8 protein-coding genes and 2 pseudogenes are annotated in these 12,347 nt (G+C 56.1%); 1 reads left to right on the top strand and 9 read right to left on the bottom strand.

The window, feature by feature from the left end; translation table 11 throughout:
* From ASE79_RS21570 to ASE79_RS20790, 4 genes and pseudogenes are all read right to left on the bottom strand, one after another.
* A pseudogene (locus ASE79_RS21570) lies at positions 1-432 on the bottom strand (hypothetical protein); the annotation flags it as partial.
* Between the two features lie 190 nt (positions 433-622).
* A pseudogene (locus ASE79_RS22025) lies at positions 623-1,068 on the bottom strand (hypothetical protein); the annotation flags it as partial.
* Positions 1,069-1,123: 55 nt separating this feature from the next.
* Positions 1,124-4,009: a YadA family autotransporter adhesin gene (locus ASE79_RS06165; protein WP_082445083.1), complete on the bottom strand. Its 2,886-nt coding sequence runs from the start codon at positions 4,007-4,009 to the stop codon at positions 1,124-1,126.
* 213 nt (positions 4,010-4,222) lie between these two features.
* Positions 4,223-4,852: a hypothetical protein gene (locus tag ASE79_RS20790; protein WP_146168886.1), complete on the bottom strand. Its 630-nt coding sequence runs from the start codon at positions 4,850-4,852 to the stop codon at positions 4,223-4,225.
* A gap of 807 nt (positions 4,853-5,659) precedes the next feature.
* Between ASE79_RS20790 and ASE79_RS20215 the strand changes: the two genes are divergently transcribed.
* Entirely contained in the window at positions 5,660-6,385 is a 726-nt protein-coding gene (locus ASE79_RS20215; protein WP_082445082.1) for a Crp/Fnr family transcriptional regulator, read from the top strand.
* A gap of 320 nt (positions 6,386-6,705) precedes the next feature.
* Here ASE79_RS20215 and ASE79_RS06160 read toward each other — a convergent pair whose 3' ends face one another.
* The 5 genes from ASE79_RS06160 to ASE79_RS20210 all read right to left on the bottom strand — a co-directional run bounded on the left by ASE79_RS06160 (position 6,706) and on the right by ASE79_RS20210 (position 12,195).
* Positions 6,706-7,113 carry a hypothetical protein gene (locus ASE79_RS06160; RefSeq protein WP_056413043.1) on the bottom strand — a complete coding sequence of 136 codons (408 nt, stop codon included), beginning with the start codon at positions 7,111-7,113 and terminating at the stop codon, positions 6,706-6,708.
* A 261-nt stretch (positions 7,114-7,374) separates the two neighbouring features.
* A complete protein-coding gene (locus ASE79_RS20785; protein WP_162237001.1) occupies positions 7,375-8,268 on the bottom strand; it encodes a hypothetical protein in 894 nt (297 codons plus the stop codon).
* A gap of 633 nt (positions 8,269-8,901) precedes the next feature.
* Positions 8,902-9,567, bottom strand: coding sequence for a hypothetical protein (locus ASE79_RS20780; protein WP_162237000.1), 666 nt, complete (start codon positions 9,565-9,567; stop codon positions 8,902-8,904).
* Positions 9,568-10,256: 689 nt separating this feature from the next.
* Positions 10,257-11,015 carry a hypothetical protein gene (locus ASE79_RS21230; RefSeq protein WP_162236999.1) on the bottom strand — a complete coding sequence of 253 codons (759 nt, stop codon included), beginning with the start codon at positions 11,013-11,015 and terminating at the stop codon, positions 10,257-10,259.
* Positions 11,016-11,103: 88 nt separating this feature from the next.
* Positions 11,104-12,195: a TonB family protein gene (locus tag ASE79_RS20210; RefSeq protein ID WP_082445081.1), complete on the bottom strand. Its 1,092-nt coding sequence runs from the start codon at positions 12,193-12,195 to the stop codon at positions 11,104-11,106.
* Between the last annotated feature and the right edge of the window lie 152 nt (positions 12,196-12,347).

Genomic DNA, 12,347 nt, shown 5'->3' with positions numbered 1-12,347 from the left:
CGTGCCGCCCGTCACGCCACCATCGGTCGAAGCGACGCCTGCAAGCGTCGTGCGTGTCTTGGCCGCGTCATCATACTGCACCGAGTTGTCGGCAACAGCACCAATCGCCTGGAGCTGGCCCAGATTGACGGCATCCGTTGTYGCAACGCCAGCTGCGACGTTGGCGATCACCTGATTGCCAGCRTTGATCCCGGCRGTGGTGACGCTGGGGCCGCCTGCGATGGTCAGCCCGGTCGCGCCCAACGTGGAGGCCCCGTTCGTGAAGCCGGCCGTGTTGATCACCGTACCGCCGGTCGTCAGACTGTCAGCCACCAGGTTCGGGTTGGYCGCGATCGTCAGATCGGTCCCGTTCTGYGCGATCGCGATGTTGTTGCCCGCCGTGATCGTCTGCCGGGTGCCCGGTGCGACGTTGGCAACCGCGGTGCCCGTCACYGTACCTGTACCCGTCTGGGCGGTCGTGATGTCAAAGCCCCGGTTTGCGACCGCTGCCGTATTGGTGATGGCGGTGTTGTAGTTGTCGAATGCGCCTTGCACCGTGGTAGCGGTCGTCCCRCCCGTSGTSGCGTAGGTCGGCCCGGTATAGGTACCGTCGGGRTTGACGGTACCGCCGATGACGCCCGCNGCGCCTTGCACCGTGGTAGCGGTCGTCCCRCCCGTSGTSGCGTAGGTCGGCCCGGTATAGGTACCGTCGGGATTGACGGTACCGCCGATGACGCCCGCAAACTGGTTCTGCACGCCCGTCAGCTGGCTGACGTTGACCGCGTCGGTCGCAGCGGTACCCGCGGCAAGGTTGCCGAGCGTCTGGAGYGCGCCAGGYGCCGCACCCGTGCTGCCCGGCGCGACCAGCGCCAGCCGGTTGGCCGTGCCACTCTGCTGGACCGGACCGATCGTGCCGCTGGCGATGCTGTTGCCGAGGTTGGTGATCGCCGTGGTATTGCCGGCGATGGCGCCGGTGTTCGCCGCAACCTGCTGGTTGGTGGCAAACAGCTGCGCGCCGTTGACCGCCTCGGTCGAGGTGGCACTCAGCTCGCCCTGATGGAGGTTGCCGATCGTCGTGCCGCCCGTCACGCCACCATCGGTCGAAGCGACGCCTGCAAGCGTCGTGCGTGTCTTGGCCGCGTCATCATACTGCACCGAGTTGTCGGCAACAGCACCAATCCGTGCCGCCCGTCACGCCACCATCGGTCGAAGCGACGCCTGCAAGCGTCGTGCGTGTCTTGGCCGCGTCATCATACTGCACCGAGTTGTCGGCAACAGCACCAATMGCCTGGAGCTGGCCCAGATTGACGGCATCCGTTGTYGCAACGCCAGCTGCGACGTTGGCGATCACCTGATTGCCAGCATTGATCCCGGCGGTGGTGACGCTGGGGCCGCCTGCGATGGTCAGCCCTGTTGCGCCCAACGTGGATGCCCCGTTCGTGAAGCCGGCCGTGTTGATCACCGTACCGCCGGTCGTCAGGCTGTCGGCCACCAGGTTCGGGTTGGTGGCGATCGTCAGATCGGTCCCGTTCTGCGCGATTGCGATGTTGTTGCCCGCCGTGATCGTCTGCCGGGCGCCCGGTGCGACGTTGGCAATCGCGGTACCAGTCACCGTACCCGTGCCCGTCTGGGCAGTGGTGACGTCGAAGCCGCGGTTTGCGACAGCGGCCGTGTTGGTGATGGCGGTGTTGTAGTTATCGAATGCGCCTTGCACCGTGGTAGCGGTCGTCCCGCCCGTCGTCGCGTAGGTTGGCCCGGTGTAGGTACCGTCTGGATTGACGGTACCGCCGATGACGCCTGCGAACTGGTTCTGCACGCCCGTCAGCTGGCTGACGTTGACCGCGTCGGTCGCCGCTGCGCCCGCAGAAACGTTGGTAATCCGACGTTCGGCACCCGCTCTACCGATGGACACCTCCGACGTTGGGGCCGCAGCACCAGTGGCATAACCGACACCTGTAGGTGCCGCAGTACCTGTGCGAGAACCTGCACCGAGCGCTAGCGAATTGTCATAGAGGGCCCTTGCGGTGTTGCCGATGGCAACACCGAACGTGCCGGGTGCCTGGGCATCGGAGCCGATCGCGATCCCGTAGTCCCCGGTAACGATGGATCCACTGCCGATTGCCAGACCAAGGAGGCCGGACGACCGTGCAAGTGTACCAATCGCAACCGCGGCCTGCGCACTAGCGTTCGTGTTCTGGCCAATCGCAGTCGCGCCACCGCCGCTTGCCTGGGCGTTGTTGCCGAAGGCCAGTGCGTTCGCGCCCGATGCCGTAGCCGTCAGGCCCAGCGCCGCAGACGATGTGCCCGACGCGACGGCATTGAGACCAATTGCGGCGCCGTTCGTGCCGCTTGCAGTCGCCGCGTTGCCGAGTGCGAGTGCATTGGCGGCCGTGGCGCTGCTGCCACCGCCGACAACGATGCCACCCGCAGCAGTCACTGTGCTACCGTTGCCCGCGACGATCGCGTTCTGCGCATTCACCGTGTTGGTGTTGCCGAACACGGCAGAGCCCGACGCATTGGCAGTACTTGCCAATATGTTGTTGGAGCCGTGGACGTTTATACGGTTGCCGTTGCCGGCTGTGTTCGGCCCGTTCACCGTGTTGTCGTTGCCGGTCACGAACGTGCCGTCGCCGTTAATGATGTTGGGGTCGCCGACCGCGTATGAGGCAGTGCCGGTGACGACGTTGCCGGTACCGAAAGCGCCTGAGCGAGCACCGGTCACCTGGTTATTGTAGCCGACCGCAGTGCTGCTCTGCGAATTGGCGACGCTGGCGGTACCGATCGCGACGCTATTTGCGCCCGCCGCGCGCGCACCGCTCTGGACGACACCGCCAACCGTGCTGCCGTCGCCTCCACCAAGCGCAACGCTGTACGCACCGGTTGCCTGCGATGCGCCCGGAGAGAGGAAGCCACCGGTGGCACCACCCAGCGCCAAGGCACCGATACCGCTCGCATTGGCGCTCTGCCCCAGCGCGATTGCGCCGTTGGCTGCTGATGTGGATTGACGTCCGATCGCGATCGAAGTCAGTCCAGTAGCAGTGGCAGCGTTTCCTACCGCGATGGATCCGTCGCCTGACGCGATCGTCTGGAAATCATCGCGCACGCCGATCGCGATCGAATTTTGAACGGTAGCCTTCGCACCCGAGCCAAGCGCCGTCGAGGCTTCAACGGCTCTGCTCGCGCTGCCTAGGGCTGTGCCCCCGGTCGATGTCGAATTCTCGCCGATCGCGACCGCATTAAAGTTGACCGCAGCGTTCGTCGCACTGGCGCCGGTACCGATCGCAATATTGTTGGTGCTTGAAGCGGTCGCTGAGTCGCCGATTGCAATCGCCGAGCTCGCTGCGGCTCTGGATCCCGATCCGACTGCCACGGCACGGATACCCGATGCCGTGGCCCCGGCGACGGCGACAGGGGTGGTCGCTCCGCCTTGCGCGACAATATCACGGCCACCAATTGCAACCGAGTTCGATCCCGAGGCGATGGCGGAGAGTCCCGTAGCCGTCGCGCGGGTCGATGCGCTAGCTCCGTACCCTACGGCAACACCACCATCGCCCGTCGCCGACGAATAGGCACCTAGGGCCGTGACACCAAAATTAGCCCCACCGTTTGCGCTGCATCCTAGCACACTTGAATAGGTGCCGTCGCCGTCGACTGGGTTCGTCTCCGCCGGGCGTGGAATGCCGTCAGGCCCCGTGTCAGCGCCAGAGTTGCATGCTCCCGTGCTGTTGTAGGTGTTTGCGCCGGCGGTCGTTGGATACATCAACCCGATGCCGAGCGCTCCTACGGCCAGCATAGCTGCGACGGGCAGGTTCGCGTAGAGTGCTTTGGAGATGATTTCCGCCCGGCCACCGGGCCCCCCCGCCGGCAGAGCAGCCGCCATACTATTCAGACGTAACGGTGAGGCGTTGGCCAAATTGGCTGAAGATTGCTTGTTGGCCTGTTTCCCTCGGGCCTTATCGAGAGCTGTCGACCGCCGTGCAAGACGGTTCTGTTGGCTTATGGTTGCAACGTTATGGCGCTCGGTGGTCATTGGCTGTCTCCAATTTCGGTTGAAGTATTGTTCCGAACAAGCGCGGACGATCGACCGGAGGCTCTACGAGCGTTCGGTGCCGGGCTTTCGGTAGATGTCCTTGGGATTCAGATGTTAATGCGCGGGCGGCGAGTGCCGTTGATCACAAGGCGCAGGCAATATTTGATAGGCGACGCTCAGGCGATACGCATGCGAGGCGCATCGCTCTGACCGTCATTGTGCGTAAGTGGTGGTCAAGTCGACGACCACACACGTACCAGTCCCAGTAGGGACCAGAAGCGTTTCCGTGGGTCCCTGTTGCATGACAGTTACTCCAACAAGTTGCCCTCTTGCCTGAGCGCGTGTCGTCATCGCATTGCGCACAGCATCACAAGACAAAGGGCTCGGTACGACCTGCACCGCAACTAAATCGCACCGCCCGGGCGAAACTGGCGTTGCAACGATCGTGCTTACACCTGACGGGATCGGTTCTTTCTCTGGGTAGCGTTGCGCGACTACGACGTTCACACTACGCTGATCGCCGCCTTTCGGGTTCCAGTTCGATAGCGTGTCATATTGACTGGCTCCCGCAAGTATTGTTGCACCAGCTGCGTTTATCTGTGGGGCGCATGCTGCCACGCCATTTTGCCGAAGTCGAACTGCAATGTCGGACAGTCGGGTCGATGGGGCAATGGTGTTGGACTTTACCGCGCTCGTTTTTGCAATATCACGCTTGGAAGGTAACGTGGCAGCATTCGCATCCGCTGATACTGTAGAGAACAGGATGTTTGCTATGATGAGCATCACGCCCCCATAGATTTTGCAATGACTAAACCCGTACATTGGCACCTCCATCACCATCATCTTCCCCGGCCAACTGCACATCTACGATGTTACATTTCGCATGCCGAATCGGACTGACAAATGTCATATGTGATGGTTCTGAGCTTTCACGATTAACGGGATTTTAAAAAACCAGATCAGCGCTAATTTGGCGCTCTGATCGATAGATCTAGTCGTTTTGGGTTGAACGAAAGGTCGTGATTTAGCCATTCAACGCGGCCATGGATGATTTTCAGGTCTTCCCATCCGCGTCGGATCCGCAACGATCGATCTGCTGCCGAACCTTAAGCCCACTAAGCCCGTCGAATAAAGAACGATGATGCCACGAGCGAACACGATTTTCGTTCACGCCCACCACGTTATGCCAACCTAGGCGCGCTCGAGATTAACAGTAGAGCCGTCACCTATTCGGCGCAGCGCTTCACGTGAGTTGGCTTCAGGTCGAGTCCAAATACCGTTAATACGTTGTCGTATAAACTGCACCGCAAACCTAGAAAAGTCATTAATTATCAGCTGCTTATACATGTGTTTCAATGCACGATTTTGCCACAAGCTTTCATCATTGCAAACGCAGCGTGCAAAATACCTCCGGAAATCCACACATCGATAATAAAACATCATAATCGGTGCATAGACCTGCGAATTCTAATTGATATAAATCAATATATAAACACGGTAGACCAATAACTATCTAACATTAAACATTTTATCTAGGAATTATGATTTATATCGTTCACTGGGGACATGACATATGTCTATGCACTTTTGCCTTAATTTGGAGGATGTGGAAGCTTTGGTTTAGGCGAGCGTGCTTGCCTTGCGATATTTATGGAAGACGCAATGCCGGGGTTGAAAATCTTAGTCGATAGTCTCGAGCAAATAGAGCCCCTTAATCAGGAGGCGCGAGCAGCTATTTTAAGCGCAGATTGTGTCGTCCGATCATATGCTGCCGGACGGTACGTACTGCGAGAAAACGATCGGGCGGATTTTATCGGGATAGCAATTGAGGGATTTGCCTTTAGTCATAAACAGACTAGTTCTGGATCTAGACAGATTTTATCGCTCATACTGCCAGGTGAAGCGCTAGCCCTCGAAAACATATATTTAAACCAGTTAGATTGTAGTATACAAGCTCTCACCACATTCAGTGTGGGGCTCATTCATCGAGATGCGATGAAACGCTTTATGATGCTACATCCTACGATTGCGAATGGTATCTCTACAATGCTTGCTTATCGTTCCTCAATTTATAAAGAATGGATGCTAAACATTGGTCGACGCAATGCTAAAGAGAGAGTCGGGCATCTGCTCTGCGAAATTGCCGTTCGTTTGACGGGAGGCAACACAACTGCCGATCGAAGTTTCAAATTCCCCCTGACTCAGGAGCAACTTGGCGACGCCCTCGGCCTTACAGCAGCTCACGTCAATCGCGCAATGAAGTCTCTTCGTAATGAAGGCTTACTAATTAGGGAAAAAACGTTATTCAGACTGCCCGAATGGGATGCATTGTGTGTACTAGCCGATTTCAATGACGAGTATCTGACCAACGAATGATATAAATGTCCGATAAAGCTCGGTACGTATACTAATAAAACCACCTAGAACGTAGGCGCTATTTGATTTTGGTATTCTGCATTTCACTAAATGATCAAAGATCTTATTTTACTAATTATGAAGCCCCGGCCCTCGCTGAATTACCGCTAGCTACATGATAGATAGCCAATTCATTTCCAAAAAGGTTATCTCAATTAGGATGCTTTTTTGGAAATGTTCGACTTTTGTCAGCCGGACAGAAACATGGTCGATCAGATCCAGAAGTGCTGTGGTAGAATTGAGTAGACGGGAGCGGCATGGCCGCTCCCGTCCCCGTATGCTCAGTGGCGGCCGTTAGGTGCGGCAGGCAGCATGTCCTTGCCGTAGCTGCGCGCAACGCCGCGCTGATCAAGTTCGCTCTCGATCGTGCCGAGCGTACGATTATACGAGGCGAGCTCCGCAGCGCTGACGAAGCCCTGCTGCTTGCCGAGCCGGGTCATGCTCTGCCGGGTCTGCGCGATCTGACGGTTCAACGCCGTCGCGCGCGCACGCGCAATCTTGTGCGTGCGCCGCGCGTTCTCGATCCGAGCCTGGGTCGCATCAATGCGGGTATGAAGCGCAGTCGCCGCCTGCATATTCTCGGCGCGCTGTGCTTGGGTTCCTCCTTGCTGCGCAAAGGCGACACCGGGCATCATCAGTCCGATCGCAACTGCGGCAACAAGGGCGAACGGCTGTTTGGTAAGGATCATTTCTATCTCTCAAGAAACCGGCGATGTGGCACGCTGCAATCGTCCGGTCGCGCTTATCTAACGATCCGTCGCTGCATGGCAGGTGAATGAGCAGATAAGCCAGTGCTGGAATCTGATTTTCGCATGTGCAGCGTCGCCGCTGTGGCTCAGCCTTTCTTTCAAACGTACGGCAGGCGAGAAGGGATCGGCGTTCTCGGAATCGATCGCATTTTGGGAATGCGCGCGCTTTCCGAGCGCCGGTTAGCGGGGGCGGCAAGCAGCTTACCCTCGTGGAGTGTCCACGTAGGCCCTGTACGGGTTCTGACCATCGGTCACTATGAGCGTGATAGTACCGCCGGATGCATCAGGGGGTGGAATAAAGTAAATACTATCCACATCCTTATTAATATTGGCCAACGGAAAATCTTCAATAATAGCCCCGTCTCGAACGACATAATGACCTAGATGGCTAGTATGATCGCTCCGTTCTATTCCAAAGAAGGATTTTTCATTTCCAAAGCTGCTACACAGCTTCAGGCTCGAACTGATAGATGCTATTGTATTGATGCAGCTATCTGTCTGAACCTTTTCACGGGGAATGTCTTCATATTTCATCGTATAGGACTTTTCGATCGGATCACTAAAGCCAAATGCGGGTGCGAACCCGAACGGGTTATTTTCAATGTAGCGCCTTACCTCGCTACCGTTGGTTAAAAAGAGACTCCAACCGGATCGGTCATCTATTTTGAAGCCACATGGCAATGTCAGCATTGCGATGTCACGAACCTGAATACCTTTTTGCAGCGGTACGATAGAGTTCTTGATACGGCTCGTGATATTCGAACCCACCGAAGCATGGACAAGTTGATCAGTAGTGCATGCGCTACCATTTGAATCACGCTTGAGCACTGGCGTTCCAACGTCTTCCGTAGATTGCTTGCTGCGCGAAGACGCTTGCTCGTTTAGCACCTCATAGAGCGTTGAGGCTGACCGATTGGCTTTGTGTTCGGAAGCTTTGTCATTGGTTTGCGCAGTCGCTTGAGGGGCGGCTCCCGCCCCGCCAATCGATATAAGCACGGCCATCATCATGACAGTCTGGGTTCGCATTGCTTCGATCCTAGCCTCCGCAGATTTTGCAGGGTCACCCGCCATCCCGCAAACCGAGGCGATGATCAACCGCCGAGGATTAAGCTTTACCAAGACGGACGGCTATCTAGCCGCGGTTTGTAGAAGCCGAATTTGCTTACCGTTTAGGCCTTCGCAGCTGTTGGCTCATTTCCCCAAAAGGAACGGCTTGCGAGGCGGCCGGGGCATTTCCATTGGGATCGAGATTCGGGAATGTCCAACATGGGCAGGAAAGCGGACCGTCCGGTTTCAGGCACGGCTAGTGATATAGCGGGCATCGCTTTCACAGCCCCGCAGGCGCCAAATAGCGGCATGACGCCGACTCCATGTTGCCCGCGAATGGCTGACGATTTAAACCGGGTTTGTGCCATTCACGCGGATCGGTTGGAGTGACCCGATGTGTTCGTCGCGGACATGAACGGGGGCTACGATCCGATCGTCCACGATGGCGGTAGCAGCGCTATCGGGATCGTGTTCTGCCGTAGTGCGGCTCTCGCCTGCCCCGAATGGGGTATTGATGGGAAGAAAGCAGATTGTCGCTCTTTATGATCATCAGGCCAAGCGTCCTTGCGCTCGGACGCCACCACAAACATCAATAAGGGCAGCGTAAAGAGGAATAGAAGGTCGGCATAGTTATATTGAGTGAAACACTGACTGTCGCGCAGCTTGCAAAGTCAGGTGCGCTTAACTAACGGCATCTTTCATGTTAATTAGCCCACTCATGAAGCATAGGGGGTAAATGACTTTTTCTTCGAGACGCATACGTTCGCCTGCACGAGCCAAGATAGTGTGTGTCGCGACAGTGAATTCTACCCATTGCGTTTCTAGCCTATCGCAATCCCAGGTATAAAGATAACTGTCCCAATCATTCTCTATTTCACCAAGCAGCGTCCTGAGCCTCTCTTCTAAAGAGAAACCGGCGTCGATCCCTCTGGTCATTAGAGGGCCGTAGATGCAGCATCGTTCCAAAGCCCGGTGCGCATCGATAAGCTTTCCAAATTCGGTAAGCTGTCGCTGAGCCTCAATGACATTCTGTGGCCCACGCACCAGCTGAATTAGCGACTTACGGCGGATGTCGAGATCTATATGATCGCTCATCAATCGCTCTAAACTAGCAGATGAGCGAAGCGATACGACATTATCGCCAGAACGAGTTTGCAATGCAACAGCTGTTGGAAAGTCGCTTATTAAGGAATTTATACTCGACAAACTACCAGGCTCTATCCGATAGGTTATCAATTCATTAAGCGCTTCATCCAGCTTAATGCTTACCAAATCAAGTTCGTTATCATCTGCTAATACAAGAGCCTGCTCAATTAATTGAGTTAGTTTATCGGTGTCATGAACCATATCAACCATCCGGCAAGCTCAAGATGATGGAAAATTATAGGTCTTTAGGCCCCTACAAGATAGTTTGACTGCCTTGATACGGATCAAGTTCCGAGACTGCGCCGCCTTAGACAGGCGATGGTACTTGTCTGCCATGTCTACATGGCTTTTGCGAATTGCTGGGTCTGACGTATTCGACGCCAACGCTCGTGTGGCTGCAGCTCGTTGGGCAAAGTAAACGCGGTCTTGATCGTTGAACATATCACCCTCCCCTCTAACGCGGCAAATTCGACTAATCCGGATAACATTGTCAATAACATAAGTTATGTCGCGTTCAATGCATTTATTATTGGGATATTAAGATTCAATAATTGATCAACAGCATTAATTGGTGGTTATTAGTCCGTACAACAATGATTCTATAAAGACTATATTCTTCTGAGTAAGCTATAATAAGCATCTTGTTATGTATACTATTCGATAATAATCACCCGGCTTGCCTGCTGCAAGCGGAGCACCTGCTGCTGGGCACCAATGGGGCTCGCGGTCTAACGAATGGCTGCTTTTGGCCTCGCGGATCTTCAACCTGAGCGTCCGACTTTGGGCGTTCTTGCCCGAGCCGGCATTCTCGCGAGGGATCGAAATTCGGGAATGCCCTTACGGCCGCGATTTCAGGAGTGGCAAATGAACACAGACCCATGAAGAGTCCATCAGAACACTTCTTTGAAAATCTCACACGCACGCATATTTGATTCCCCGGTCATCTGGCTGTCAGCCGCAGGATGCATACATATCCCCGAAGACTGTGTGCCATTGACCAAAAACACATAGCTTTTGACTATCTGTCCGTCGGCGGACCTGGCAGTAAGAGAAATAATGTAGCCGCCTGACTTGATGGCGGCGGTCAGTGTTATTGGTACCTGAGCAATTTCAATGCCGGGTATCGTAGTAAAGAGGCACGGCTGATCAATGCATCCAAAATCGATGAAACCATGTTGCTCCCGGTAATAACGGCGGATCTGAAGCCGGTGTACCGGCTCGATCTCGGTGACGCCGGTGCACCGCAGTGTCCTGCCGCGGATCGACAGTGGACAGGGCGCGGTCCTGACGTAGGACCCCGGCCCTACGCGATAAGCACCGGTGACTTTGACCGCTCCGCCGGACAGCCGATTAAACAGGCGGTTCAGCGACAACACACTGATCCGGCGCGATTGATCTTGGTCTAATAACTGTCGCGTATTTGATATTAGCGGCCTTACCCCCTTCTGCTTCACCTTCTGAGTTTGTGTCGTAATTGGCGAACTGTCAGATTTGCTGGCCTGAACACTAGTCACACCGGAAATGCCGACTGCGAAGATAGAAGGTAAAACGAACCGGAACCATGACAAATCGCATCCCCCGTCAAGAGGCCGCAGCACATGCTCGGGGAGCTGCGTGGTTGCGGGCTCGAAGATTATCAGCCGCGACAATAGAGGCAATCAACACATTCTCGCAAACGAACGCCAATTGAGAAGCCTATGGCGTTCCCGATCGGGAACGCCAGCCAGGCAGTGCTCGTTACTGGGTGCTCTTCGGTGGAAGCTTGAACTTGACCCGCTGAACACAGCCTCGACGTCCTGAATCGCTTTCTACTACCCGGGCATTGGAAAGCGCATTGCGCGCGGTATCGCCGAACGTCTCGTCCGGTTCAGAACCTAGAACCCTTACGTTCCCTACCGCTCCCCATGGCGCCGTATCATAGCCAATTACGGCCGCCCCTTCGATCCCGCGGCGCCAGAACGCTCTGGGGTAGGCGCTTCCGTCGAGAAGACCCGGGATCGATTTGGGATCCACGATACAACCCGGCTGGTTTCCAGTATCCAGGGGCGTGTCTGGCACCGGTACGGGGGCCGCCTGGTTGGCGCTTCCGTTATGGTAGAAGTGATAGGTGCATCCGTGAAAACCCGCTCCCGGCTCATAGCGGTTGGCCAGCAAAGCTTCTCGGCCGGCTCGCTCGAACCCTGTATCGCCGGACGTACCCAATGTCTGGACGTTGCCAGGCTTACCTGCGGCGTTCACGTCGAATGCCAGAAACACCCAAGATGGTCGGCGCGCCGGTTGCGACAGTTTTTCGAAGGCCGGCAGGTTAAGACGCCGGTACTGGCCTGGCTCGCGGGGGCAGTTTGAGTCTGCGGGGCGAACTCGTTCAAACAGGGCAGGCGCGAATCCTATGGAGTCCGGACGGCTCGCCAGTTCGTACAAATCCGGCATCGACGCCTTCTCGATCGGCGTGACCGATACCTTGAAGGACACGCTGCATTTTGCCTGCGGCATTCCGGTTGGAAAGCTCGAAGCCGCCAGCGCAGGGGCAAGATCGCTCGTGTCGACATACCAACCCGGCGATTCCGTCCTATCACGGCGGATAGTGCGGGCGCGCCCCTGCGCATCGATTACGAAGGAGAACCGATATGTGGGTGAGGGGCTTTCGGTAACGGCGGGACCGTAACGCGTTGCAACGGCTGTGAAAGGCCGAACGATGTTAGCGGCTACTATCGGCTCGCCTGAACAGGTGACATCGCTGGCGGTGAACGCAACGACCTCCGTCCGCTGTGTGGCGAACGGTACCGGAGGGGCAGGGACACTGAGCAGCGCGAGCAGCGCACCAGGCATGGCGTGATCTCCAAATTTACGACATCGATTATCCCGCTGGCGGCAACGTGCCTAGCGATCTCACCAATGAATAATCCTCGGCGAGCACAGATGATAGCCGGCCTGGAATTCCACTTTCTCAAAATATGTTCTCATTGTTCATTCTCATTGAA

Origin of the sequence: Sphingomonas sp. Leaf28 (assembly GCF_001421685.1) — a bacterium.
In the GTDB taxonomy this organism is placed as follows: domain Bacteria; phylum Pseudomonadota; class Alphaproteobacteria; order Sphingomonadales; family Sphingomonadaceae; genus Sphingomonas; species Sphingomonas aurantiaca.
The sequence above is the reverse complement of the archived record's forward strand: the minus strand, read 5'-3'. Positions and strand labels throughout refer to the sequence as shown.

Bases quoted from the DNA above. Each gene is read 5' to 3' on its own strand.
- ASE79_RS20790 (WP_146168886.1), bottom strand. From the start codon at position 4,852: ATGATGGTGATGGAGGTGCCAATGTACGGGTTTAGTCATTGCAAAATC.
- ASE79_RS20215 (WP_082445082.1), top strand. From the start codon at position 5,660: ATGGAAGACGCAATGCCGGGGTTGAAAATCTTAGTCGATAGTCTCGAG.
- ASE79_RS06160 (WP_056413043.1), bottom strand. From the start codon at position 7,113: ATGATCCTTACCAAACAGCCGTTCGCCCTTGTTGCCGCAGTTGCGATC.
- ASE79_RS20780 (WP_162237000.1), bottom strand. From the start codon at position 9,567: ATGGTTCATGACACCGATAAACTAACTCAATTAATTGAGCAGGCTCTT.
- ASE79_RS20210 (WP_082445081.1), bottom strand. From the start codon at position 12,195: ATGCCTGGTGCGCTGCTCGCGCTGCTCAGTGTCCCTGCCCCTCCGGTA.